The sequence below is a fragment of the Cobetia sp. Ld8 genome, assembly GCF_045066615.1.
GTDB lineage: Bacteria > Pseudomonadota > Gammaproteobacteria > Pseudomonadales > Halomonadaceae > Cobetia > Cobetia amphilecti.
The window spans coordinates 1,185,740-1,210,247 of the sequence record NZ_JBISHF010000007.1; the positions used below are offsets into that span (position 1 = coordinate 1,185,740).

At 60.8% G+C, this 24,508-nt stretch carries 20 protein-coding genes; 11 read left to right on the top strand and 9 right to left on the bottom strand.

All coding sequences use genetic code 11. The annotated features are described in order from the left end of the window. The first annotated feature begins 40 nt into the window (after positions 1-40). Positions 41-1,072, top strand: coding sequence for an LLM class flavin-dependent oxidoreductase (locus ACJJV2_RS09795; RefSeq protein WP_405280403.1), 1,032 nt, complete (start codon positions 41-43; stop codon positions 1,070-1,072). Between the two features lie 186 nt (positions 1,073-1,258). Here the strand turns inward: ACJJV2_RS09795 and ACJJV2_RS09800 are convergent, their stop codons facing one another. Continuing rightward, positions 1,259-2,890 carry a BCCT family transporter gene (locus tag ACJJV2_RS09800; RefSeq protein ID WP_054555939.1) on the bottom strand — a complete coding sequence of 544 codons (1,632 nt, stop codon included), beginning with the start codon at positions 2,888-2,890 and terminating at the stop codon, positions 1,259-1,261. Positions 2,891-3,466: 576 nt separating this feature from the next. On the opposite strand from ACJJV2_RS09800, the gene ACJJV2_RS09805 reads away from it, so the two are divergent. After that, complete coding sequence (locus tag ACJJV2_RS09805; protein ID WP_043332181.1) at positions 3,467-3,778, top strand: hypothetical protein; 312 nt, start codon at positions 3,467-3,469, stop codon at positions 3,776-3,778. 222 nt (positions 3,779-4,000) lie between these two features. Here ACJJV2_RS09805 and ACJJV2_RS09810 read toward each other — a convergent pair whose 3' ends face one another. Together ACJJV2_RS09810 and ACJJV2_RS09815 are read right to left on the bottom strand one after the other, a co-directional pair. Beyond that, positions 4,001-5,062 carry a capsular polysaccharide synthesis protein gene (locus ACJJV2_RS09810; RefSeq protein WP_405280407.1) on the bottom strand — a complete coding sequence of 354 codons (1,062 nt, stop codon included), beginning with the start codon at positions 5,060-5,062 and terminating at the stop codon, positions 4,001-4,003. A gap of 311 nt (positions 5,063-5,373) precedes the next feature. After that, positions 5,374-6,111 (bottom strand): HAD family hydrolase, encoded by a 738-nt coding sequence (locus tag ACJJV2_RS09815; protein ID WP_405280410.1) that lies wholly within the window; start codon positions 6,109-6,111, stop codon positions 5,374-5,376. Positions 6,112-6,383: 272 nt separating this feature from the next. Between ACJJV2_RS09815 and ACJJV2_RS09820 the strand changes: the two genes are divergently transcribed. Then, complete coding sequence (locus ACJJV2_RS09820) at positions 6,384-7,172, top strand: OBAP family protein (protein ID WP_054555938.1); 789 nt, start codon at positions 6,384-6,386, stop codon at positions 7,170-7,172. Positions 7,173-7,312: 140 nt separating this feature from the next. On the opposite strand, the gene ACJJV2_RS09825 is transcribed toward ACJJV2_RS09820, so the two are convergent. After that, on the bottom strand, positions 7,313-7,501 hold the full coding sequence (locus tag ACJJV2_RS09825) for a DUF3008 family protein (RefSeq protein WP_043332182.1): 189 nt from the start codon (positions 7,499-7,501) through the stop codon (positions 7,313-7,315). A 218-nt stretch (positions 7,502-7,719) separates the two neighbouring features. On the opposite strand from ACJJV2_RS09825, the gene ACJJV2_RS09830 reads away from it, so the two are divergent. After that, positions 7,720-9,168, top strand: a complete 1,449-nt coding sequence (locus tag ACJJV2_RS09830; protein WP_405280415.1) for an amidase — start codon at positions 7,720-7,722, stop codon at positions 9,166-9,168. Positions 9,169-9,356: 188 nt separating this feature from the next. Here the strand turns inward: ACJJV2_RS09830 and ACJJV2_RS09835 are convergent, their stop codons facing one another. After that, entirely contained in the window at positions 9,357-11,198 is a 1,842-nt protein-coding gene (locus tag ACJJV2_RS09835) for a dipeptidase (RefSeq protein WP_405280418.1), read from the bottom strand. Positions 11,199-11,460: 262 nt separating this feature from the next. Then, a complete protein-coding gene (locus tag ACJJV2_RS09840; RefSeq protein ID WP_405280421.1) occupies positions 11,461-12,351 on the bottom strand; it encodes a LysR family transcriptional regulator in 891 nt (296 codons plus the stop codon). A 134-nt stretch (positions 12,352-12,485) separates the two neighbouring features. Between ACJJV2_RS09840 and ACJJV2_RS09845 the strand changes: the two genes are divergently transcribed. The 3 genes from ACJJV2_RS09845 to ACJJV2_RS09855 all read left to right on the top strand — a co-directional run bounded on the left by ACJJV2_RS09845 (position 12,486) and on the right by ACJJV2_RS09855 (position 17,074). After that, a complete protein-coding gene (locus ACJJV2_RS09845) occupies positions 12,486-13,601 on the top strand; it encodes a 4-oxalomesaconate tautomerase (RefSeq protein WP_153635566.1) in 1,116 nt (371 codons plus the stop codon). 183 nt (positions 13,602-13,784) lie between these two features. Next, the gene (locus ACJJV2_RS09850; protein ID WP_225347941.1) at positions 13,785-14,918 is read left to right on the top strand and encodes a tricarboxylate transporter; all 1,134 of its coding nucleotides are present in this window, start codon (positions 13,785-13,787) and stop codon (positions 14,916-14,918) included. Positions 14,919-15,094: 176 nt separating this feature from the next. Beyond that, the gene (locus tag ACJJV2_RS09855; protein WP_153635565.1) at positions 15,095-17,074 is read left to right on the top strand and encodes a tripartite tricarboxylate transporter permease; all 1,980 of its coding nucleotides are present in this window, start codon (positions 15,095-15,097) and stop codon (positions 17,072-17,074) included. Between the two features lie 125 nt (positions 17,075-17,199). Here the strand turns inward: ACJJV2_RS09855 and ACJJV2_RS09860 are convergent, their stop codons facing one another. Then, positions 17,200-18,231: a helix-turn-helix transcriptional regulator gene (locus ACJJV2_RS09860; protein WP_405280425.1), complete on the bottom strand. Its 1,032-nt coding sequence runs from the start codon at positions 18,229-18,231 to the stop codon at positions 17,200-17,202. Between the two features lie 427 nt (positions 18,232-18,658). Between ACJJV2_RS09860 and ACJJV2_RS09865 the strand changes: the two genes are divergently transcribed. From ACJJV2_RS09865 to ACJJV2_RS09875, 3 genes are all read left to right on the top strand, one after another. Continuing rightward, positions 18,659-19,846, top strand: a complete 1,188-nt coding sequence (locus ACJJV2_RS09865) for a CNNM domain-containing protein (protein ID WP_405280428.1) — start codon at positions 18,659-18,661, stop codon at positions 19,844-19,846. A 308-nt stretch (positions 19,847-20,154) separates the two neighbouring features. Beyond that, positions 20,155-20,889 (top strand): enoyl-CoA hydratase/isomerase family protein, encoded by a 735-nt coding sequence (locus tag ACJJV2_RS09870; RefSeq protein ID WP_405280431.1) that lies wholly within the window; start codon positions 20,155-20,157, stop codon positions 20,887-20,889. A gap of 146 nt (positions 20,890-21,035) precedes the next feature. Further along, positions 21,036-21,278 (top strand): YdcH family protein, encoded by a 243-nt coding sequence (locus ACJJV2_RS09875; protein WP_405280434.1) that lies wholly within the window; start codon positions 21,036-21,038, stop codon positions 21,276-21,278. Positions 21,279-21,366: 88 nt separating this feature from the next. Here the strand turns inward: ACJJV2_RS09875 and ACJJV2_RS09880 are convergent, their stop codons facing one another. Together ACJJV2_RS09880 and ACJJV2_RS09885 are read right to left on the bottom strand one after the other, a co-directional pair. Continuing rightward, on the bottom strand, positions 21,367-22,146 hold the full coding sequence (locus ACJJV2_RS09880; RefSeq protein ID WP_405280437.1) for an NYN domain-containing protein: 780 nt from the start codon (positions 22,144-22,146) through the stop codon (positions 21,367-21,369). Positions 22,147-22,257: 111 nt separating this feature from the next. Continuing rightward, on the bottom strand, positions 22,258-23,136 hold the full coding sequence (locus ACJJV2_RS09885; protein WP_405280440.1) for a LysR family transcriptional regulator: 879 nt from the start codon (positions 23,134-23,136) through the stop codon (positions 22,258-22,260). 167 nt (positions 23,137-23,303) lie between these two features. On the opposite strand from ACJJV2_RS09885, the gene ACJJV2_RS09890 reads away from it, so the two are divergent. Next, positions 23,304-24,503: an oxidoreductase gene (locus ACJJV2_RS09890; RefSeq protein ID WP_405280443.1), complete on the top strand. Its 1,200-nt coding sequence runs from the start codon at positions 23,304-23,306 to the stop codon at positions 24,501-24,503. Positions 24,504-24,508 lie beyond the last annotated feature (5 nt).

The following is a 24,508-nucleotide window of genomic DNA, read 5'->3' on the forward strand; positions in this document are numbered from 1 at the left end:
CGGCTGCTCTCTGCACGCCAATCCGCTATCAGGAGCGCACATGACGACAGCCCCTACCTCACGCCTGGGCACGATCCCGCTCTCGGTGCTGGACCTTGCCCCCATCCGCGATACCGGCAGTGTTGCTGAAACCTTCCACAATAGCGTCAGTCTCGCCCAGCATGTCGAAGCGCTGGGCTTTCATCGCCTGTGGCTGGCCGAGCATCACAACATCGATGGCATCGCCAGTGCCGCCACCTCGGTGCTGATCGGCCATGTGGCGGGCAAGACCTCCCGCTTGCGGGTCGGCTCGGGCGGCATCATGCTGCCCAATCATCCCCCGCTGGTGGTGGCGGAACAGTTCGGCACCCTGGCCACGCTCTACCCGGACAGGATCGATCTCGGGCTTGGCCGCGCGCCGGGCTCCGATGGCATCACCATGCAGGCGATGCGCCGCGACCCTTCCGCCGGCGTGAATGACTTCCCCCAGCGGCTGGCCGAACTCGAGCAGTATCTGGGCGAGGCCTCACCCGGTCAGCGCGTCAAGGCCATGCCGGGGCAAGGCACTCATGTCCCCCTGTGGCTATTGGGTTCCAGTGACTACAGCGCACGCCTGGCAGCGAAAAAAGGTCTGCCCTTCGCCTTCGCCGGCCAGTTCGCCCCCGGCTACATGCTGGAGGCCATCAAGCTCTATCGCGAGAACTTCACGCCCTCCGAGGTGCTGGATGCGCCCTATGTGATGCTCGGCCTGCCGCTGATCGCCGCCGACAGCGATGAACGTGCCCACTTCCTGGCCAGCACCCAGCAACAGAAATTCCTCAATCTGATCCGCGGCAAGAGCACACGCGCCCTGCCCCCACGCGAGACACTGGACTGGTCAGCACGCGAGGAAGCCATGGTCGGCCAGAATCTGGCTGCTGCCATCATCGGCGGGCCAGAGCGCATTCGCAGCGAACTCGAGCATCTGCTGGAGGTGACGCAGGCCGACGAATTGATGTTCAACTCGGATTTCTATGAGCATGCCGACCGCCTGAAGAGCTACGAGATACTCGCCGAGGTCGCCGGCCGCCGGACGCCAGACGCCAGTCAATGACGTGGGCCCCTTCACGCTGACTGGCTTACCAAGACAAGACGCCGCTCACATCTCCTGTGAGCGGCGTCTGTCGTTCTGAGCCTGCCGTGAAGACACGCATTGACGTCATGAGTTGAAGGCGATGAACTTAAAACGATGAACTCAAGGCGATGAGTTCATGACGATAAGTTCATGCCACGACTCGGCTCAATGATGGTCGCGCGGGTTCACGCGACGATTCTTGACGTCCGGCGCACGGCGGATACGATCTTCCTCCGCCAGGCTGTCAGCCTCGAAGATATCCGCACCGACCGGTGTCTCACCATGACGGCGATACAGCTGACTGAGCATCTGGCGACGATCAGCCCGCAGCTCCTTCACCAGTACCACGATCATGCCGTAGATGATGAAAGTGAAGGGCAAGGCCGAGAGTACCGAGGCTGACTGCAAGCCCTTGAGACCGCCCGTCGAGATCAGCGTCAGGCAGATGGCCGCGATCAGCACGCCCCAGGCGATACGCTTGTAGAGCGGCGGATTGATCGAGCCACCGTCGGTCATCTGCGCCACGATGTAGGACGCCGAATCGGCAGAGGTCACCAGGAAGATGAAGATCAGCATGATCGCGACCACCGACAGCACGCTGCTGAAGGGCATCAGATCGAACATCTCGAACAAGGCAGACGTGATGTTGGCATCCGTCGCGGCCGCCAGACCGACATCACTGGCCAGCTCCATGTTGATCGCCGCGCCACCGAAGACACCGATCCACAGGCACGCCAGCAGCGGCGGCACGATCAGCACGCCCACCACATACTCCTTGATGGTGCGGCCACGCGAGACACGCGCGACGAAGGTGCCGACGAACGGCGACCAGGCGATGACCCAAGCCCAGTAGAAGACGGTCCAGGAGCTGTTCCAGTCATTGCCGTCATAGGGCGACATGCGCAGGCTCATGCCGATGAAGTTCTGCAGATAATCGCCGATGCCCAGGGTGATCGTCTTGAGGATGTCCAGCGTCGGGCCGGTGAACAGCACATACAGCATCAGCGCGATGCAGATGCTCATGTTGAGGTTGGACAGGCGCTTGATGCCCTTGTCGAGCCCGGACCAGGTCGAGGCCATGTAGGCACAGAACATCACGCCCATGATGATGAACTGCCATTGCCAGCCTTCTTCCACACCGAAGACGAAGTGCAGCCCCCCATTCATCTGCAACACGCCCAGGCCCAGCGATGTCGCGACCCCCATCACGGTCGCCACCACCGCAAAGACATCCAGCACCGGGCCGTAGCGGCGTACCTTGGGATGCTTGGCCGTCACGGAAGACAGCACCGAGGACACCAGCCCCGCCTGTCCCTTGCGGAACTGGAAATAGGCAATGATCAGGCCGACCACCGAGAAGGCAGCCCACTGATGGACGCCCCAGTTGAAGAAGGCATATTGAATGGCATAGCGCGCAGACTCGGGCGTTTCGCCCGGCATATCGGCGAACGGCGGCTTCAGATAGTGCTGCATGGGTTCCGCCATGCCATAGAACACCAGCCCGACGCCAAACCCTGCTGCCAACAGCATGCTGACCCAGGAAAAGAAGGTATAGGAAGGCCGGCTATCCTGCGGGCCGAGCCGGATCTTGCCGTACTTGCTCAACGCGAGACTGATGAGAAAGATCACGAAACCAAACACGGATATCAGATAGAACCAGCCGAACATGCTGGTCACGGCGCCGAGCGCCTGATCTGCCAATTCACCGAAACGGGTGGGGAATCCTGCCCCCAATGCGACCAGCCCCAGAATGATGATGACCGACGCGCTGAATACGCGCTTTCCTCCAGATGTCATAAATCGCTACTCCCTGTGAGCTGTGACAGCGGTGAGGTGGATCGCGCACCAGCGAGAAACGAGTAGCGTATCGCCAACGAATATTCGCAGTGCCTTCTAGACATGAACCTGATTCCCCAGAACTTCAAGGGCAGACGACGTCAGCAGCACAGGAAAATTTGTCACCGTCTGTACAGGTAGGCGTTTGCCCCAACCGGGCCATAGCCTCCGCGTGGGAGGAGAAAGCCGCTTTTGAAAGGTCAGTGCTGGCTTTGAAAGGACAGTGCAGACCTTGGAGGGACAGCGCAGGCCCTGGAAGGACAGTGACGAAGGAGCAGGGAGACGGGAAGTCCCGGGCAAGCTGGCCAGTCACGATGGCGAGATCGCCAGATAACCTCTACATTACTTGTACGATAGTTATAAAACGCGATTCACCACCGACATGACATCCCACTGAGAGTATTCCCGATGCCTGCACATACCACTGCAACACATCCGCCACGCACCGCTGTGCCCCCCACCCACGCGTCGCCTGCTACCCCACTACCCCCAAGCCAGCTCGCCGATCAACCGCTCGCCCACCAGGACGAGACCAGCATGACACTCGAGTCGCTGGCACGCGCACTGCAGCACGGCATGGTGCCGGTGGTCGAGGTCATGTCACTGGATGGCATCTACAAGGTGAGAATCCATCATTGCCACGGCATCTCGGACCTGACGCGCAATGATCACAGCGCACTCTGGTTCAAGGGTACCGGTGAGATACGCGACTTGATGGGCGCACGCGGCATCAGCCACGGCGTGCTGACCTGGGCGGATCAATGGGGAGATGAAATGATCGGGGTCGAATCGCGCAGCCTCAATCAGGAAGAACTGCTCGCTTGGGGCACGCGTATCTGTTTCAAGTGAGGAATAGCCTCACGATGCCAGGGAAGATACCAGAGCCTGCGACTTCACGGACACAGGCACCTTGGCGAGAGACCATCAGGCTGAAGGCCTTCAAATGATGGGGAGGCGGATGACAAGCCAAAAGAGCCTGCAGCCAATGGCCACAGGCTCTTGTCCTTTTACCCTATTCGGTACTCACTCTATCCAGAATTCCCTCTAGCCAGAATTTTAACCAGCCAAGTTTCACGCTGAAGCAGAGCTCACGCTGACACGAGCCTCAGCCTCTTTGGTGTCAGCCAACAGGGACAGAAGGTAGTCCTTGCGTTTCAGAAATACGGGACGCTGTTGGTAATCTCTTTTATAGGTCTGCTTGGAGACCAGCGCCTCCTGGAATGCTTCAAACTCCTCTCCATTCCCTACGTAGCGATTCTCGAGCGCCATGAAGCGCTCTATATCCGCCGAGGACAGGTATTCCCGCAAGCTGTCATTGAGATAATAGCTGAACGAAAAATACGGCATGAAGCCAAAGCGCTCGGCACGGCGGACAAAATCCGCATAGAGCAACTCAGGATGCTGACGCCCGACCCCCAGCTTCGCGTGATTCTTGGCACGATTGGAAATGAAGATCGCACTGCGCCGGGGCAAGAAAAGATGTTCCAGAAACAGACCCAATGTATGGGTCACGATTTCCCGCCCTTGCACCGCCGCAATGAACCAGACCTCCATCGGCCTGGCGGGCGCCTTGCTTTGACGAAAGGTGAAAAAGCCCAGTTCACTCATTGCCACAGGCAACCACTCCGACAATGGCGTCAGGCAGAACGTCGTGCTGTCAGCCCAGACTCCTCCATAACGACTCAATAGATACAGCCGCAATACGTCCGCCTTGATGGCAGGGTTCAACCTGACCGTCGACAGCTCGAAGGCAGCAAGGAAATCAAAGCCAAGTACTTGCTGGATATTGTCATCACTGAGCAGTCGTACTTCGTAGTCTGGATTCAGCGCCTGCCAAGACCTAACGCTCAGACGTACGACTTCCGGTGCTGATTCCAGCGGAGCATCCCAGTACATCCAGATTATCTTGGGCTGGGCTTGTGACTGAGTCGCCGCCCCCGGATTGGGCCCCAATGACGCCGCACGCTGCAATTCTGCGAGTGAATCCCGTGCTACCTGGTAACGTGGACTCTGTGGCGACAGCTGCGCGATTCCATAATGCGCATTGTAGCGATGGCTGAACCACGCAACATGCTTGCGCAGCCAATAGCCCTTGTTCTCGAAAGTATCGCTTCGAATGAATGCATTGATCATCAGGCAACCCAGGTATTAGTTACCCATGACAGCGCATAGGTAACGATAAATAACGCGAATCGCGTAAAAATACCGATAGTTTGCAGAATTGTCTAACAGAAGGGAAAACTCGAGGAAATGTGCAAGGCCGGATGAGTCGAGGACAAGTCTTGGCCTTGTGACATGGCTTGTGACAGGGCTTGCAACAGAGAATGAAGACTTGTCATCGATGAAGCTGTTCACCGATGACAAGAATCAGGAAACCACGTAAGCAGCATTCGTCTTTCAAGACATGCCAGCTGAGCGGTCAGCGCACATATCAGTGCAACACCTCACTGGCTGATGGCTTCTTCATTGGCCACGAAACCGGCATCAGCGCACAGGCGGCTGAATTCATCCCAGTGCTTCATGACCTGCCAGGCGCCTGTGGTCCGCAGCACCTCGGCGTGACCCGGCGGGATGTGGCTGGCGCCCAGATGGCCGACGACCTTGAGGCCCGCGGCCACGGCTGCCTGCATTCCCGTGCGGCTGTCTTCCACTACCAGACATTCCTCGGCGGAGCGTCCCAGCGTCTTGAGGGCGAGCAGATATAGGTCCGGCGCCGGCTTGGGGTTCATGACCTCATCGGAGGTGAAGATCGGCAGCTGCTCGTCGCCATTGGCCACGGCAATCTCATCGAGAATGCCACGCAGCCCCGAGCTCTCGAGATTGATCTTCATGCGCTGCTCAGAGCTGTTGGACACGATCGCCAACGGTAGACGCTGATCGCGAATCCACTCCAGCGTCTCACGCACCCCGGGCATGGCCTTGAGCGAGTCGGCCAGGCGGGCATCGACGAGATGACGTACCTGGTCGAGCGCATCCACGGGCAGCGTGTGCTGGCTGCGGGCTTCCAGGTCCAGCAGGATATCGCGCGTCATCATGCCCAGACAGCGGTCCAGCTCATGCTCGATCTGCTCTGCACTCCCCAGGTCTGGCAGCCAGACGGGAAGTTTTTCCTTGAGCACGCCATCAGCGATGATCTCGCTATCCACCAATACACCGTCACAATCAAAGATAAGTTGCTTCATGCGAGCTCCAATTCGAGAAAAGATGGCCGAAACACGTGATGAACAAGACACCTTGTCGCGCAAGGCATTAAGCGGCCACAAGAAGTGATATCCCTCATTGATGAGGGCAGAAAACTGAAAAGCAATCCCGACACTCTGCAGCAGACCTGGGCGAGGATTTTCCGAGGCAAGTCTGCCGGTAGGTGACTTGACGCGCTCAAGGGTAATGCACTGCAATGGCAACGTCATGACAGGAATTCTTGCCTTATCAAGACACCCATGCAGGAGGAAGTATGCGTCATCGCCATTCCCGCACATGTTCACATCCCTCACACTCGTCCGGCTTCGGCACAGGCCTTCTGGCCGGCGCCGCCGCGGCGACCGCCTTCTTTCTGGGCCGACGCCTCAACAGTGCTCGCAAGGTCAGTAGCGGCCATCCGCTGAAGCATCAGGTGCTCGATGCGGCCTCGCAGGTCATGCAGCGCAAGTATCCGATGGAGGCGATGAGCACCTACCTCAACGGCTTCCACCATTACGCCGATGACATGGGGCGTCAGGTGGAGGCCAGCCACTTCTGCATCCACCTGGAACATGATCTGCACCAATGCGTGATCTTCGATTCCAATCGCAGTGATGCCCGCTTGATCGGGATCGAATACATCATCAGCGCCGAGCGCTACGAGCAACTGCCCGAGGAAGAGAAGCCGCTCTGGCACAGTCATCACTATGAAGTGAAGTCCGGCATCCTGGTGGCCCCGGGGATTCCGGAACTGGCGGAGCGCAGCTACTTCGAGGACCTCGTCACCACCTACGGCAAGACCTTCCACACCTGGCAGATCGACCGCGACGACTTCCCCTACGGTATCCCGCAGCTGATGATGGCCTTCACCCGTGACGGTCAGATCGATGAGGAGCTGATGAAGCGCCGTGATGAGCGCCTGGGCATCAGTACCGAGGAGCGCCGCCGGAAGCGCGCCGAGATTCCACTGCCCGATGTCAGCCCCAAGGCCAACGGTGGCCCGACCCCGCCCGACAGCGAGTCCCACCAGCCGCCGCATGAGAGCCTGAACGACAGCCGCTGAGGCCAGCGGCGCATCAGCGACACAAGCCACGACACGCACCCACGACATGCATCCACGACAAGGCGCCTGGCAATCAATTGCCAGGCGCCTTGTCGTTTCAGCTATCGCGTCAGGAAGCCGCAATGGGCATCCCGCAGGGCTCAGCTCTGATTGTCGTGTCGCGGCTTGTCTTCACGTGATGTCGAGGCCATCTTCTCGAGCTCCTCCTCACTCATGGAGTCATACATCGAGCGGGCGGCCCCATCCAGTTCGCTGACCTTCTGCTCGCCACGACGTGCTGACAGTGCTGCCCCGGCTGCCATCTGCTGTGCCTTGGACTTGGCTGGCATGATTGTCCTCCCTCTGGGCGAATATCGTGAACCATGGTCGGCCGCCATGAGCTCGACCATGCCGCTTGCTGTCTCTCTCCATAGGCCATGCGGCCCTCCTTCGCCCTTTTCAAGCCTCGCGATGCCTTGAGTTTCCCCTCTCTGACCCAAGGCCATGCAGGAGAGACAGATGACTGTCCTCAACAATAATATCGCCATCCAGCAGCAGGAGAGCCGCCATGCGTGACGTCGAATTTCCTCAACATCTTTCGCCCCATACTGCCAAGGATGACCTGACGGCGCTGGACGCCGAGCAACTGGCACGCGGGTATCAACGCGGTGAGTTCGACCCGCTACAGGTGACCCGAGCGGTGCTCGATCGTATCGAGCGGCTCAACCCGCTCGTCAATGCCTATGTGCATGTCGCGCATGACACGGCGCTGGAGGAGGCGCGTGAATCCACGCAGCGCTGGCAGGCCGGCAAGCCATTGAGTCCGCTCGATGGCATTCCGACCTCCCTGAAAGGCCTGACCGATGTTGCCGGCATGCCGGCGAGAGCAGGCTCCCTGATCACACCGGCTACGCCATGCCAGCAGGATGCGCCTCCGGTCAGGCTCTTGCGTGAGGCAGGCGCGATTCTACTGGGCAAGACCAACACCCCCGAGTTCGGCTGGAAGGCCGTCACCGACAACCTCGTGCATGGCACCACCAGCAATGCCTGGAATACCGAACTGACACCCGGTGGCTCTTCCGGTGGCGCGGCTACCGCCGCCGCCCTCAATCTGGGCGTGCTGCATCAGGGCGGTGATTCCGGTGGGTCGATCCGTATCCCTGCCGCCTTCAGTGGCATCTTCGGCTTCAAGCCCACCTTCGGCTGGACACCGCAGTGGCCACCCTCCAAGGCTGCCTTCCTGTCCAGTATCGGGCCCATGACCCGCAGCCCCCGTGACGCCGCCGCCATGCTCAATGTCATCGGCCGTCACGATGCCCAGGACCCTTACGCCAATCGCGGCCAACCCGAGGATTGGGGCGCGGATATCGGCAAGTCGCTGGCAGGACTGCGCATCGCCTACTCGCCATGTTTCGGGTCTGTCGAGGTCGACCCCGAGATCACAAGCCTGGTGGAGCGCGCCGCACAGCGTCTGGCGAACCTTGGCGCGGACATCGTGGCGGTCGATCCCCCGGTCGAGACAAGCCTCGAGACGTTTCGCAAGATCTGGTTCACCGCCTCGCTGGGGCTCTGGGATGACTGCGATGCCGAGCAGCGTGAACAGCTCGACCCCGGGCTGGTCGAGAATGCCATGTGTGCACGCGAATGGTCGTCGCTGGATCTGTTCAAGGCACTCGAGGAGCGCTACCGGATCACCCAGGCGCTGGAGAAATTCAATCAGGATTACCACCTGTTGCTGACACCCAGCGTCGCCGTCACCCCCTTCGCCCTGAATCACCAGGTACCCCCGGATAGCCAGATGCATGACTGGGAGGAATGGGCACCGTTCTCCTATCCCTTCAATCTGAGCGGCCAACCTGCGGCATCAGTGCCCTGTGGCTTCACGTCTCAGGGGCTGCCCGTCGGCTTTCAGCTGGCAGGCGGCAAGCACGATGATGTGCGACTGCTGCGGGCCGCCGCTGCCTATATGGATGCCTACCCTACCGCGCATCCCGCCGAGCCCTACCGCCCGAGGTGAAATCGCGGCCGCACTGTCTGACCGGCGGCCTGCACATACGACAACGCCCGCCACTGCCCCTTCATCAGGGCGGTGGCGGGCGTTGGCCGTGATGCCTGTCGTCCAGGCAAGAGGCTATTTCACAGGGCTATTTCAATACGCCCTGCAAAAGGCGATTCACATTAACGCGGCCCCGTGAGCCGCCCCGGTTACTTGAGCGAATCCTGATTGCCGATGCGCGCCATCATCTCGGTGAACATCTGGATGTCGAGCATCAGGTTATCGACCCGCTTGAACTCCTCGGAGGTATGCCCGGTATAGGTCTCGCCCGGCATGGACGGGCCGAAGTTGATCGCATTGGGCAACAGCTTGGCGGTCGTGCTGCCCGCGGAGGAGCGCGGCTCGGCCTTCATGCCGGTGGTATCCCCGAAGATATTGAGCAGCGTCTGCAGCCAGGCACCGCTGGGATCACGCAGCATCCAGTCGCGAATCTCGACGTTCAGCGTCATGTCCATGCCCTGCTCGCTGGCATAGGCGTTCAGCTTGTCCTGAATCGTCTGGCTCAATTCCTCAGGTGATTTCTCGCCGGCGGGTGCACGCACATTGACCGCGACCCGCAGCGCATCGTCCTCCTTGGCGAAGAAGGTCGGCGTCACCTTGAGCGGCCCCATGAAATCATGGGAATACGCGATGCCCAGCTGCTTGCCGTGATAGTCCAGCCCGTAGTTGTCGTTCAGGTAATGGATGGCATCTTCATAGGCATTGTCATGGAAATCGATGCCGGAGGTGGCGAGCAGGCCCGCCAGCCGCGTGACAGGATTGACGCCGTTGGCCGGCGCCGAGGAGTGGGCCGACTTGCCGGTCACCGTCACGCTGACCTCTTCGCCTTCCACCTCACTGGCGACGCTGAAGTCCTGGCCATGCTCCTTGACGTAGCGGCTGCCGAGCGTCTCAAGCTTGTGGCTGAGCGCCTTGGCGCCCGCTGCGTCAGCCGCGTGCAGCGTGGCAGTGGAGCGCTCCGGAATCTGGTTGGTCGCCAAGCCGCCCTGGAAGTCGGTGATCGTCGGCAGAGCGTCGACTGCCTGACCAGATGACGCCTCGCCCGCCTTGGGCGTCAAGGGGAAGCGCGCATCGATGGTGCCGAAACCATTCTCGGCCGTGATCGCCGGATAACCGCTATCGAGTACGATGTTGTATTCCGGCAGGTCATTTCTGGCCTTGTAGTACTCGAAGCCATCACCGCCGGTCTCTTCCGTGGTCTCGATCATCAGGCGAATGGTGCGCTTGAGCGGCACCTCATTCTCCTTGAGCGACTTCATGGCATACAGCGCCGCGGCGATCGAGGCCTTGTCATCTTCGGTGCCGCGCCCGTAGAGCTTGCCGTCGATCTCGGTCATCGCGAACGGGTCGAGATGGGTACCGTCGTCGAGTGTCCAGCCCTCCTCGCCTGCCGGCACCACATCGCCGTGGGTCAGAATGCCGAACACGTCATCGCCAGTTCCCTCAAGCTCAACCTCGAAGACGCGGTTGTCGACGTTACGGAACGTCAGGCCGAACGCCTCGGCGCGCGCCTTGATCAACTCACCGAAACGCGCGATTTCCGGGTTTTCGAATTGCGGCTTCTCCCCCACCTTGGCGGTCGGGATCGCGACCATTTCCTTGAGCAGCGCCTGGACGTCATCGCCGTACTGCAGACGGTTGTATACCCCCAGCAGACGATAGATGTTGACGAAGGCATCGCCCTCAAGCGTCTCACCGGCCTGATACTGCTCGATGGCGGCCCTGACGGCCGTGTCCTGTGAATTGCGTTCGGCCACCTGGGTCAGAAAGCCATTGAAGTCCGGCGCCAGCTCCTGCCGGCCCTGTTCGATCAAGCTGACCAGCTGGGCACGCTTGAGGGTATGTTCGCCCTGCGGTGCGCGCTTGCCCGTGTCATCGGCCGCCATCGGCTCGTCTGCACTGACAGGCAGTGCGCTGCCGAGCCCGAGTGCCAGACCCAGCGCGAGGGCCGTCTGACGAGAGGTGGCGTGAGTGGCTGTGCGGGTACTCATGGGCATGTACATCCTTGTGTTAGGCAAGACGCCACATCATCAATGGCCGCAGAGACAAGCGATGAGGAGAAGCACCTCACCGCCACCCGGCGGCAGCTGACCACGCGACATCAAGACGGTTTCATCGGCCTTGCCGTGAAATATGAATGTCTTATACACAACCATCTTATGTACTAGGCCACGCCACGCCAACCCTGGCGAGAGGTGCCTGCCACTCTGCTCTCCATTGTGGCCTTGCCCCTCTTCGCCCCAGACGAGCGACTCAGTTCCAGCGCTTGAGCAGAATCTCGATGAACAGTTCCGCGATCGGCGACAGGGACTCACCGCGCCGCCGCAGCAGGCCAATGGTGCGGTCAATGCGCGGTTCGGGCAGTTCACGCTGACACAGCACCTCGTGTTCTGGCCCCGGCATGGCCATCGACGGCAGGATGGCGACGCCCAGCCCGCTCTCGACCAGACCCAGTGACGTCGAAAGGTGCTGTACCTCGTAGAAGCCATCCAGATGCAGGCCGGCGGACAGCAGGGTGTTGTCGAGCAGAATGCGGTTGCCGCTGTCACGCGAGACCGTGATCAGGCGCACATCGTCCAGGTCGCTCCATTCCACGCGCTGTTTCTGTGCAAGAGGATGGTCTTGACGCAGGGCCAGCACGAAGGGATCACGATAGATGGAGGTGAAATCCACCGCCGGATGGTGGGCACTGACCATATTGATACCAAAGTCTGCCTCCCCCGAAACCACCCTTTCGACCCCTTCATTGGCACTGACATCCAGGATGCGAATCCGGATACCGGGATAGGCGGTATTGAATTCGCGCACCACGCTGGGCAGGAAGTAGAAGGCTGCCGTGGGCAGGCAGGCGATGGTCAGCACCCCCTTGCGGTGGGTGGCAAGCTCGCGGACGCCGACCAGAGACGACTCGTAATCTTCGAGCAACTTGCGGGCTTTGGGCAGGAAATCACGCCCAACGGGCGTCAAACGACTTCTTCGCGTGGTACGCTCGAGCACCTTGGCGCCCAGAATTTCCTCCAGTTTCTGGATGCGGCGCGACAACGCCGGCTGCGAAATATGCAGCCGTTCTGCCGCCTCATTGAAGGAATGATTCTCGGCGACCTCGACGAACGCCGACAGATCCAGAAACTCCAATCTATGCATGCAACTACCTTATTGTTTCAGTTTTCGGATTAATGCGCACAATGATGACAGTATAGGTTTTATTTGCATTTGATGCATAGATCATCGGCTGTGATGCTTCATGAAGGCGCAAACAGACAGGAGCGCGTTCCAACATGATGCATTCACTTCCTTGCATGATCCTACGTGGCGGTACCTCTCGGGGTCCCTTCCTGCGTCTGGATCACCTCCCCGCCGATGACGAAGGCCGTCGCGAAGTTCTGCGTCAGGTCATGGGCTCCGGCCACGTACTGCAGATCGATGGCCTGGGCGGCGGCAATTCGTTGACCAGCAAGGTCGCCCTCGTCGGGCCGCCCAGTCATCCTGAAGCTGATGTCGATTACCTGTTCGCTCAGGTCGACGTAGAAGGCGACAAGGTCGACTTCTCACCCAACTGCGGCAACATGCTGGCCGCCGTCGGCCCCTACGCCATCGAGACCGGCATGATTGCGCCACAGGGTGACCTGACGCGTCTGCGGATCCACAACCTCAATACCCGCACGCTGATCGACAGCCAGGTGCCGACGCCCGGTGGCGCGGTGGCCTACCAGGGTGACACGCGCATCAGTGGCGTGCCCGGCGCCGGCAGCGCCATCAAGCTGGGCTTCCTCGGCGCGGTGGGCGCCAAGACCGGCAAGATGCTGCCCAGCGGCCAGGTCATCGACGTGATTGATGGCGTCGAGGTGACCTGTCTCGACTCCGCCACGCCGGTGGTGCTGATCGAAGCGGCAAGTCTGGGCTGGGCAGGCAACGAAGCGCCGGCCGAGATGGACGCCAACCGCGAGGCGATGGCACGTCTCGAGCAGATTCGCCTCAAGGCGGGGGAATTGATGGGCATGGGCGACGTCAGCGGCTCGGTGCTGCCCAAGCCGGTGATCCTCTCCGCCCCGCGCACCCAGGACGGCACTCTATGCGCCCGCTACTTCGTGCCGCATCGCTGCCATGGCGCCCTGGCCGTCACGGGTGCCATCACGCTGGCCGTTGCGACCAGCATCCCGGGCACCCTGGCCAATCGTGTGGCACTCGCGGCCGGCACTCTGGCACCGGATAGCCTGGCGGCAAACGTTCATCTGGAACATCCCGCCGGATTTCTGGATGTCGAGGTCGAGCATGCCAATGCCGACCCGATGACCCCCAGCCGCGTGTCTCTGCTGCGCACGGCACGCAAGATCATGAGTGGCGAGGTGTTCTTGAACCTCCCCGACTCGGTGGAAATGCCTGGGCGTGCATGACACGCCAGACGACCGCACTGGCAAGCGCCAGAGGCGAAGAGTTCGTCGACAGGCAACGAGCAGGTACTGCAGTATATTGATTTACAATGAATTTTCGCTAAACGAAATAGCCTGACTGCGCCGCCATGCAGATAGCGCATCACTGATCGACAACGCATTCCAACAATAATCAGGAGTCAGACCATGTCCATCATCGTGTCTACCCCCAAGCGCCAGACCCTCAAGCGTCATGCCCGCACCACCGCATTGGCCTTCATGCTGCCCGTCATGGGCCTGATGCCACTGTCCTCAGCCGTTCACGCCGCGGCGGAAGTCCCCGATACCCTGACCTGGACCGTCCCGTTCGGTGTCGGGGGCGGCACGGACGTCTGGGCACGCTTCATGTCCAACTGGGTGACCAAGGACCTGCCGGGCAACCCGGCTGTCGTCATCGACAACGTCCCGGGCGGTGGTTCCATCACCGGCGTCAACCTGTTCAGCAAGCGTGCCGGCGATGACGGCGACGAGATGGTCGTCACCTCGGCCTCTACCCAGTATCCGGCCATGCTGCGCGACCGTCGCGTGCGCTATGACTATGCCGACTGGGAGCCGATCTTCGCCGCACCGACAGGGGGTGTCGTCTACGCCTCAAGCTCGCTGGGCAAGGACAGCGCCAGTGCGCTCGAGGCCCTCGCCTCCCAGGAAGTGAAGTTCGCCGGCCAGAACCCGACCGGGCTCGAAATGCCGGTACTGATGGCCTTCGATCTGCTCGACTTCCAGGTCGACCCGGTCTTCGGCATGAAGAGCCGTGGTGAAGGCCGCCTGGCCTTCGAGCGTGGCGAAGTCGCCCTCGACTTCCAGACCACCTCCGCCTACAAGAGCAACGTCACGCCGCTGGTCGACGCCGGCCAGGCCGTACCGCTGTTCAGCCTTGGCGTGATGGATGACGAAGGCCATATCGAGCGCGATCCGTCCTTCCCGGACCTGCCGACCTTCTCCGAACTGTATCTGGCCCAGGAAGGCCATTCACGTGACGACGAGGCCTACCAGATCTTCCACAAGTTCTTCGCCTCCGGTTACGCCATGCAGAAGATGCTGCTGGTGCCGAAGGACGTGGACCCGGAACTGCTGGAGCTTTACCGCCAGGCCGCGCGTGATCTGGCCAAGGACCCCGAGTTCCTCAAGGAGGCCGCCGAGAAGGTCGGGCCCTATGGCCTGATGGTCGGCAAGGCCGCCGCGACCCAGCTTCAGGAAGCCATGCAGCTGAGCGAAGCCGAGCACGAATGGGTCAAGAACTGGCTGATGGAACGCCACAATATCCGCCTGCAATCTCGTTGAGGCGCGCAATCACACCCGTAACGGTCTGACCCCCCGGGTGTGATGGGGACCCACTCACGGGGCTGCCGACCAGCAGCCCCGTGAGCCTTTCACTCCCTGCCTCCCCATGCTCTCCCCGGCACCGCCTCTGAGTGTTAGAGAAGCATCTAGAGAAGAACAAGAGGTTGAGTAACGCCATGATCGACACTCTCCTGTCCAGCATTGGACACGTCTTCACGCTGACGCATCTGCTGTTCATGATGATCGGCATCTTCGTCGGCCTGCTGGTCGGTATCATTCCCGGCCTGGGCGGCATCGCCGGCATGGCCCTGCTGCTGCCCTTCCTCTATGGACTGGACCCGGGTTACGCCCTGGGCATGCTGATGGGCATGGTCGCGGTCATTCCTACCGGCGATACCTTCGCCTCTGTCCTGATGGGCATTCCCGGTTCCAGCGCGTCGCAAGCCACGGTGCTGGACGGCTTCCCGCTGGCCAAGAAGGGCCAGGCAGCCCGCGCGCTGACCAGTGCCTTCCTGTCTTCCCTGTGTGGTGGCGTGATCGGCGCCATCATCCTGACCGGCTTCATCCTCGTCGCACGCCCCCTCGTACTGGCCTTCTCGTCAGCCGAATTGTTCGTGTTGACCTTGCTGGGCCTGACGATGGTGGCGGTGTTGTCCGGCAAGAACCTGTTCAAGGGCACCGCTGCCTGCGGCCTCGGCCTGCTGGTCGGTGCCATCGGCGCCGCACCGGCGACCGGCGAGTACCGCATGAACCTGGACATCGACTACCTGTACGACGGCGTGCCGCTGATCGTGCTGGGTCTGGGCATCTTCGCCCTGCCGGAAATCGTCGAGCTGCTGCTGGGACGTGGCAGTATCGCCAAGAACGGCAACACCGACCTGGGCAAGGGCTGGTCTGCCGGCATCAAGGACGTGGTCAAGAACAAGTGGCTGGTCGCGCGCTGTGCCGGTATCGGCAGCCTGATCGGGACCATTCCGGGTCTGGCGGGTTCCGTGGTCGACTGGATCACCTACGGTTTCGCGGTCAAGACCGCCAAGGACCCGAGCCAGTTCGGCAAGGGCGACATCCGCGGCGTCATCGCGCCGGAATCCGCCAACAATGCCTGTGCCTGCGGTGCCATGGTGCCGACACTGCTGTTCGGGGTGCCAGGCTCCGGCACGGCGGCGGTCTTCCTGGGCGGGCTGTTGCTGCTGGGCCTGGAACCCGGCGTGTCGATGATCACCACCAATCTGGACATGACCTACACCATCATCTGGTCACTGGCGCTGGCCAATATCCTGGGCGCGGGCCTGTGTCTGATGCTGGCGCGTCCGGTCGCGCAGCTGACGCGTGTACCCTTCGCCATTCTGGCCCCTGCCATCACCGTGCTGATCCTGTTCGCTGCCTATCAGGCCAGCCGCTCGCTGGGTGACTGGGCCGCGCTGGGCATGATCGGCATGATCGGTGTGCTGTTCAAGAGTGCTGGCTGGTCGCGTCCGGCCTTCCTGATCGGCTTCGTGCTGGCCCCGGGCGCCGAGAACTACTTCTATCAGAGCATGCAGTTCCACGGCGCCGAAGCCTTCCTGCGTCCGGGCGTACTGATCATCCTCGGCCTGATCCTGCTGGCCTTCTTCCTGCCGGTGATCCGCAAGGCGATCATGCGTCGTCGCCAGACCCATGAAGTGGTCGAGACCGCGCCGTCGCCGGAAGAGGATGTCCTGGAATCGCGTGGCTTCGGTGGCGTCGACTTCCTGCTGCTGTTGATGATGGGCGCAGCCGCCCTGTGGGCGCTCTATGACGTCAGGGACCTGATGCCGCTGGGCAAGGCCTTCCCGACGCTGGCCGCCTTCATCACGCTGCTCTCGGTGATCGCCGTGGTCTTCAACGGCTGGCGTCGCGGCATGATTCGCGTCCAGCAACCGGCCTTCAAGGCAGTGGGTGTGGTACTTGGCTTCTTCGTGCTGATCGGCGTCAGTGCGCTGCTGGGCTTCGTCTCCACCGCCGTGCTGTTCTGCCTGGGCTTCCAGCTCACCATCGCGCGCAAGTCGCCGCTGTTCGCAGGGCTCTTCGCGCTGGGCGTTGCAGTCTTCCTGCTCGGCATGCAGGCGGCGATGAATCTGCACTACCCGACGGGTCTGCTGGATGACGTGGTGCTGCCGATGATTCCCTTCCTGTAAGGCCAGCGGGCATCACCAGCACTCAACTCACAAGTACGACATACGCAAGCGGGCACCCATTGGGTGCCCGCTTGCGTATTGTGACAACCCCAAGCCCATTGTCAGGTGCTCGCCGCCATCACGACTCACTCGACGCGATGAAACCTGGCTCGTGCCGCCTGTGGCGACACCCCGAAATGACGCCGGTAGGCCGTGGCGAAGTTGCAGGCATGGGCATACCCCACCTGATGCGCCACCTGCTGAATGCTCACCCCGCGACGCAGAGCCTGCTCGGCACACCGCATGCGACATTCGCGCTGATAACTACCCAGCGACTGCCCGAAGGCCTGGCGAAACTTGTGGCGCAAGCCGGAGGGGCTCATGCAGGCCAGCCGCGCCAGTTCCTCCAGCGAGTGTGCGCCATGCGGCACGGCGGCAAGACGCTGGCGCACCGCCTCCAGATGTCGACAGGCGCCGTGGGGGCGCGATGGGGACGCCAATGGCGATGCAGGGGGTGCGGCGGCTGCGGAGAACGCCGAAACCTCCTGCGCCTCACCAGCGCGGCGCTTGAGTGCCGCCCCCAACAACTGCAGCGCGATCCCCTGCCACTCCAGCATCTCTCCCTCGCAGGCGGGGGTCGCTGGCGTCTCGCACTCTCGTTGTGGGCCCTCACCATCAGGGGCTCTGACACGCTCATCCAGTTGCTGATGAAGCCAGAGCCCCGGCGCCCAGCTCAGCGGGCTGGAGTCACGCGCGCACGGCAATGCATCCCAATTCTCTAGCCCTCGCCGTACCTGCAGGGACTGGCTGGCCTCGCCCTCCAGATGCAAGCTGATACAGCGCAGGCGGCCTTGAGGGTGATAGCTCTTCAGCGTCGGCGGCGCAGACTGCGTTCTCGCCGGGCGAAATATCCCCCCTTGCCCCGCGGACAAGTCGATCCCCGCGCCGTCCACACCTGATAGCGTCAGTCGCCCTTCCAGCACCAGGCAGAGATAGAGACCCTCGTGAAACTGATGCTGGCCGTGATAGGCGCGTGACACCTCTAGATCACACAGCGTCAGATGTGCATCCCGCCAGGGATGCAGGTCATGCACCTGCCCCTCGCAATGCGGATATTTCGCTGCTCGCCAGCCTCGCCGCTCGCTGAGCGATGAAGGGCGCTGTTGAGGTGAGGCCATGACGCGGCGTGTAATCCGACTGTCGGCTATGTCTCCAAGCGGCTGTGACATGTCGCTGCAAATCCCTGCAATGTGAATCCTGGTGAAGGCCTACCGCCTGCTGCGGGTCGCACTGACGGCTGAAGGGACGCACGGTGCCACTCAGCGGCCATGCCAGGCCGTGGCTTGCGAATACGGCTGGCGAACACAAAATACAATGATTGCCGAAAGCAAAACAATCTCATTATTATATAAGTATTGCATCTTGTCTCATGTAAAGCCCTTTTCCCTTTTGCAGCCCTCTTGCATCCCTCGAGTCAACGGCACTTTGCGTCACAGGCTGGCAAGCTTGGCCAGCAGGCTGAAAACTCCGCGAGAATTCACGGGTTTGACAGTGCTGCGCCTTATGTCACTAATGGATGCCTTTCCCCCCCAAGGAGCACGCCTCATGTTTCTGTTGATCCTGTTCGCTGCCATCGCGATTGGCATCTCATTCATCTGCTCCGTGCTCGAGGCGGCGCTGCTGTCGCTCTCCCCCAGCTATGTGGCAAGCCTGAGAGACCAGCACCCCAAGCGCCACGCCGCACTGGCCAAGCTCAAGGACAATATCGACAAGCCGCTGGCCGCCATCCTGACGCTCAACACCATCGCGCATACCGTCGGTGCCACGGGGGTGGGCGCGCAGGTATCGGTCGTCTTCGGGGAAGCCTGGGTCGGCGTGGCCTCGGCGGTGATGACGCTGCTGATCCTGGTGGCCTCGGAAATCATCCCCAAGACCATCGGTGCCACCTACTGGCGTCAGCTGTCGCCGATGCTGCCCGGCGTGCTCAATGCCATGGTCATCGCGCTCAAGCCGCTGATCTGGCTGTCGGAGTTGATCACCTCGCGCATCGGCAAGGATGCCCATGACATCGATGTGCGTGGCGAGATCAAGGCACTGGCCCAGATGGGGCTCGACAAGAAAGCCCTGGAAAATGATGAACAGCGCGTCATCACCAACATCCTCAATCTGCATGAGATGAAGGTGCGCGACGTGCTGACGCCGCGCCCTGTCTGCCAGACGGTCAGTCCCGAGATGAGCGTGGCCGAGTTCAATGACCAGCTGACGGTCTGGCCCTTCAGCCGCTACCCGGTGATGACCGACGATGAGCGAACGCTGGGCATGATCCATCGCGCCGATGCCCATCAGGCAGAGCCCACCACGCCGCTCAAGGACCTGATGCGCCCGATCAGCGAGCTGCACGCCGAAGACAACGTCGAACACGCCTTTGGGCTCATGCAGCGCGAACGCCAGCATCTGTGCGTGGTCTACGACAACCTCGGCAACTGGCTGGGTGTCATCACGCTGGAAGACGTGATGGAGACGATTCTGGGCGAGGACATCATCGACGAGACGGACAACGTGGCCAATCTGCGCCGCTTTGCCCGCCAGCGCTGGACCAAGCGTATCGGTGCCAACACCTCAAACACCCAACCTTCCGCTGCAACGGCGGCTGGTGAAGGTGCTGTCCCGGGCGATGAAGCTGGCTCTGGTGAAGGCGCTTTACCCGTCTACGAGCAAACCGAGCAAGATGCGGGCTCTGCCAATAACTCTGCCAAAGGGCCTGCCAAGAGCGCCGATGACAGCAAGGGCTAGGTTCGTCCCTCCACGCTTGTGACCCGCTCGAAGGCAAAAGTCCCGTGAAAGTCGTTGCCAGATACGACTATCGCGGGACTTTTTTTATTGGCGGCTGTTGATACCGCCTGATAACCCATTGATTCCTCTTGCGAACCCCGACTCTCAATCAATCGAATAATTTCTTTCTTCCAATCTCTCGGTAATCAATCCCCGGACTCGGTGCTAACGTTAATCACACACGACGGGCAGCGAACGAACCGAGATAACATAATGATATACAAGAATTTACGACGTTCCGCACTGAACAGAAAGGCGCCATTCTGTATGTGACCTTCGATTATCCGCCGGTCAATATTCAGGACATTCCCATGCTGGCCGACCTGACCATGCTGTTGCAGAAGCTCGAGCGTGACAGCGACACCAAGATGGTGGTCTTCCAGTCAGCCCATCCCGAGATCTTTGTCGCGCATGCCGACGTGGACTTCCTCAAGGACATGTCGACTCATGCGGTCCACCAGGGTGAGGTCAAGCTGCTGGACCTGCAGGTGGTCCTCGAGCGCGTAAGCCGCCTGCCCCAGGCGATCATCGCCAAGATTGAAGGTTTTGCCCGCGGCGGTGGTCACGAATTTGCCCTGGCCTGTGACATGCGCTTCGCCGCACGTGGCAAGGCCCGTTTCATGCAGATGGAAGTCGCGATGGGCATTCTGCCCTGCGGGGGTGGTGCCTCACGCATGGCACGTCAGGCAGGCCTTGGCCGAGCGCTGGAAATCATCCTCAGCGCCAAGGACTTCGATGCCGATCAGGCCGCCGAATACGGCACCATCAATCGTGCGCTGGACCCGCAGGAGATCGGCCCCTTCGTCGACTCGCTGGCCGAGCGAATCTCCTTGTGGCCATCAGCCGCCATCAACGCCTGCAAACAGGCCGTCTACGCCTCCATCGACAAGCCCATCGAAGACGCCTTGAAGGAAGAGGCCTATTGGCTCTATCAGGCCACCAGCCAGACCGCCGCCATCAAGCGTTTCCAGAATGCCTATGACAGCGATGTCGAAACGACATGACCGCCCAGCGCAACTGGGACCAGATCGTGATCGACGTCCAGTCCATCGTTTGAGAATACGTCCTGCAACGTAAGCAAGGATGCCCTTTAGGGGAGTGGCAACACTCCCTCTTTTTGGATTCTCCCACCCTATTTCGGAGCCACACCATGCATATCGATGACCACTCCCTGTGCAACGACTTCCCTCAGCAACGTGAACTCATTCTGCGCCTGATCAATGGCAATGAAGAGTTTGCCCGCATCGCGGAAGCCTATACCCGTATCGATATCGAGATTCACGCCCTGGAAGTCGATGAATCGCCGATCGGCGATGACTCCATGCACCAGCTCAAACACCAGCGCAGCCTGCTCAAGGATGGCCTGTACGAGCGAATGATGGCGACTGAGTAAAGCGACGACTGCTCATTACCTGGAAATAGCAGCCGATTATTATCCATCGGCTTGTGTGACTGACTACCTCTCTCAAGAGATTGCCTGATCAGCTGGCCTTTGCAGGCCGGCTAACCTTTTTCCGGATATATAAATGTTGGCCACCGCCTTTTACAGGCCGATGCCATCTATCAAGATAATCAAGCGTCTGAATCAAGACTCCAAGCTTGCTGGCCCCATAATCGGCCGGTGTGAAGTCAGGCATCTTCTTTCTCAAGTATGCGCCCAATGCTGCCAGAGAAGTCCAACCATCCGTTTGTGGCAACTCATTCACCGCATTCAGAATATGTGATCTCAACTGCCTCTGTGCCTTGGTCGGCTTGACGAGGGCTACCGGCTCAGCGGCCGGCTTGCTGACTGGCATGGCCGGGACAGGCTTCTCTACAACCTTGCGCAGTCCTTCGCTGTAGATGAACTTGTCACAGGCAGACACGAAGGGCTGAGGTGTCTTGTCTTCACCGAAGCCATATACCAGCATGCCGCTCTCTCTCAAACGAGCCGCCAGCCGTGTAAAGTCGCTGTCCGAAGAGATGAGGCAGAACCCCTCCACGTTCCCCGAGTACAGCAAGTCCATGGCATCGATGATCAACGCAGAGTCAGTTGCATTCTTGCCCTGGGTATAGCTGAACTGCTGAACCGGATGAATGGCATGACGCAGAAGATGCTCTTTCCATGGCGCAAGATTTGGCGTCGTCCAGTCTCCGTAAGCCCGCTTGATGGTGCTGACACCCAGTTTTGAAATCTCTGCCAGCAGCGCTTCGCAGATAGCAGCCTGCGCATTGTCAGCATCAATAAGTACCGCCAATCTATTGCGTCCTATCTGTGACATGTATCGCTCCATGATGTACGTCACTGAAATCCTGTTATCTCTCCTTGGGATAATATGTCATGTAATGACCTTGATGCTCACCAGATAAGTCATACCCTTGGCAAACACCTCCTAGCCGGTTTCAAATCCCTCTATCAAGGCATCCATCAGCACCCTCACTCGTCGAGGAAGAATCTGCGTCTCCGGGCGGACGATGTAGATGCTGGTATCTGCGCCGTCCCCACGTATGTCTTCCAGCAGCGGGAGCAAGCGTCCAGAAGCCAGGTCATCGGCGATCAGGTAGTGCGGCAGACAGGCAATGCCGCGGCTGCCCAGACAGGCGGCGTGCAGGGTTTCCAGGGAATTGGAGAGGAAGCCGCAACGCATGTCGGGCAGTGACTTGAGCCCCCAGGCATTGAAGCCGCCTGGGAGATTCAGGATCAGGCTGACATGCTCCGCCAGCTCCGGCACTGAGCGCGGCGTGCCGTGGCTTGCCAGATAGTCCGGTGATGCACAGATGACGCGATGGTTGGTGGCCAACCGCCTGGCGATCAGGCCGAGCTCGGGCTGTGCGGTACTGCGTATCGCCAGATCCATCCCTTCATGGACCAGGTCGACCACCGCGTCCGACAGCGTCAGGTCCACGATCACCTCGGGATAGCGCTCCATGAAGCGCAACAGCAGGGGCATCACCTGCAGCTTGCCCAATGCATTGGAACACGAGAGGCGAATGCGCCCCTTGAGCGCACCGCTGCCTTCGGCGATATCCTGTTCGACATTGCGCAGGCGCTCCTGCAACTCGCGCGTCTCCAGGGCATAGAGCTGCCCTGCTTCACTCAAGCGCATCTGCCGAGTGGAGCGAATCAACAGCTGGGCACCAAGACGCTGTTCCAGCTGCGCGATGCGCTTGCTGATCGCGGAGTGGGTAATGCCAAGCTGGCGCGCCGCCCCGGTGAAGGTGCCGGCGTCGACGACGGCGTGAAAGATGTCGAGGTCCGTATGCGTTTTCATATGTTCCATTTGCTCACGGATACTGTGCGCGCACAACGGATTATCACCGTCCGCAAGGCATGTCACCCTGTCATCAGTTCCTGAAATGACAGATTCAGTGCCACATTGCTCAGCATATTCCTTGCCACATCTTTTACTTAACCAGCACCAAGAGAGACATCGCCACCATGACAGACCAGCCGACAGCCTCCGCCCTGTTCACCCCTTTCACGCTGCCAAGCGGCCGGGTGCTCGCCAACCGAATCGTCAAGGCTGCGATGTCAGATTCTCTCGGCGATGGCACGGGGCACCCCAGTGAGGCACAGCTGCGCCTTTACGAGCGCTGGGCAGAGGGTGGCGTGGCGGCGTCACTGGTCGGTGAGGTACAGCCTGACCACCACCATGCCGAGAAACCGGGCAATCTGGTGCTCAACGCGCAGTCCGATCTCGCGGCCTTCACGCAACTGGCCCAGCGCGGTCAACAGCACGGTGCAGACCTCTGGCTGCAGCTCGGCCACGCCGGTGCGATGGCCTACCCACCGACCAGCACGGCGCACGGCCCCAGTGCCCTGGATATTCCCGGGCTACGTTGCGAGGCCATGAGCCTGGAGGCCATCAAGGCATTACCTGCCGCCATGGCAACGACGGCTCGCCTGGCGCGTGAAGCCGGGTTTGGCGGGGTACAGGTACATGCGGCACACGGTTTCCTGCTCAGTCAGTTTCTGTCTCCCCTCTTCAATCAGCGCACGGATGACTACGGCGGCAGCCTCGACAACCGCATGCGCCTGATGCGTGAGGTGATCATTGCCGTGCGTGAGGCCGTTGGCCACGACTACCCGGTACTGGTAAAGCTCAACTCCAGCGACCAACTGCAAGGGGGGTTCGAGGAAGCCGAAGCGCTGCAGGTGATAGCAGCGCTCGATGAGTTGCCCATCGATCTGATCGATATCAGTGGTGGCACCTACTTCCCCGGCGCCAGCTCCGCGTCGGATGCCAGTGCCAGCGGCCCCTACTTCGTCGAATTCGCCAAGCGTGCACGCGAGGTAACGACCCTGCCCCTGATGGCAACCGGCGGCTTCAAGACTCTCGCCCAGGCCGAAGACGCCGTGGCACAGGGCGCCGTCGACCTCGTCGGCCTGGCCCGCCCACTGGCGCTGCACCCGACACTGCCCGCCCTCTGGCAGGCCGGAGAATGCCCCGCGCCAGAATTCCCGCGTTTCAGCGCGCCGCCTGAAGGCGGGGTGACAGCCTGGTATACCCTGCGCCTGACCCAGCTGGGCGAGGATCGCGAGCATGAGTCACTGGGCGAACTGGGGACGGTGCTGGCCGACTATGAAGCCCGTGACGCCGCACGCGCCGAGACCTGGAATGCGCACTTCTCGAACTGAGTCGC

Bases quoted from the DNA above. Each gene is read 5' to 3' on its own strand.
- ACJJV2_RS09875 (WP_405280434.1), top strand. From the start codon at position 21,036: ATGCATATCGATGACCACTCCCTGTGCAACGACTTCCCTCAGCAACGT.
- ACJJV2_RS09865 (WP_405280428.1), top strand. From the start codon at position 18,659: ATGTTTCTGTTGATCCTGTTCGCTGCCATCGCGATTGGCATCTCATTC.
- ACJJV2_RS09825 (WP_043332182.1), bottom strand. From the start codon at position 7,501: ATGCCAGCCAAGTCCAAGGCACAGCAGATGGCAGCCGGGGCAGCACTG.
- ACJJV2_RS09860 (WP_405280425.1), bottom strand. From the start codon at position 18,231: ATGGCCTCACCTCAACAGCGCCCTTCATCGCTCAGCGAGCGGCGAGGC.
- ACJJV2_RS09805 (WP_043332181.1), top strand. From the start codon at position 3,467: ATGACACTCGAGTCGCTGGCACGCGCACTGCAGCACGGCATGGTGCCG.
- ACJJV2_RS09820 (WP_054555938.1), top strand. From the start codon at position 6,384: ATGCGTCATCGCCATTCCCGCACATGTTCACATCCCTCACACTCGTCC.
- ACJJV2_RS09885 (WP_405280440.1), bottom strand. From the start codon at position 23,136: ATGAAAACGCATACGGACCTCGACATCTTTCACGCCGTCGTCGACGCC.
- ACJJV2_RS09880 (WP_405280437.1), bottom strand. From the start codon at position 22,146: ATGTCACAGATAGGACGCAATAGATTGGCGGTACTTATTGATGCTGAC.
- ACJJV2_RS09800 (WP_054555939.1), bottom strand. From the start codon at position 2,890: ATGACATCTGGAGGAAAGCGCGTATTCAGCGCGTCGGTCATCATCATT.
- ACJJV2_RS09840 (WP_405280421.1), bottom strand. From the start codon at position 12,351: ATGCATAGATTGGAGTTTCTGGATCTGTCGGCGTTCGTCGAGGTCGCC.
- ACJJV2_RS09890 (WP_405280443.1), top strand. From the start codon at position 23,304: ATGACAGACCAGCCGACAGCCTCCGCCCTGTTCACCCCTTTCACGCTG.
- ACJJV2_RS09815 (WP_405280410.1), bottom strand. From the start codon at position 6,111: ATGAAGCAACTTATCTTTGATTGTGACGGTGTATTGGTGGATAGCGAG.
- ACJJV2_RS09855 (WP_153635565.1), top strand. From the start codon at position 15,095: ATGATCGACACTCTCCTGTCCAGCATTGGACACGTCTTCACGCTGACG.
- ACJJV2_RS09810 (WP_405280407.1), bottom strand. From the start codon at position 5,062: ATGATCAATGCATTCATTCGAAGCGATACTTTCGAGAACAAGGGCTAT.
- ACJJV2_RS09850 (WP_225347941.1), top strand. From the start codon at position 13,785: ATGTCCATCATCGTGTCTACCCCCAAGCGCCAGACCCTCAAGCGTCAT.
- ACJJV2_RS09830 (WP_405280415.1), top strand. From the start codon at position 7,720: ATGCGTGACGTCGAATTTCCTCAACATCTTTCGCCCCATACTGCCAAG.
- ACJJV2_RS09845 (WP_153635566.1), top strand. From the start codon at position 12,486: ATGATGCATTCACTTCCTTGCATGATCCTACGTGGCGGTACCTCTCGG.
- ACJJV2_RS09795 (WP_405280403.1), top strand. From the start codon at position 41: ATGACGACAGCCCCTACCTCACGCCTGGGCACGATCCCGCTCTCGGTG.
- ACJJV2_RS09835 (WP_405280418.1), bottom strand. From the start codon at position 11,198: ATGAGTACCCGCACAGCCACTCACGCCACCTCTCGTCAGACGGCCCTC.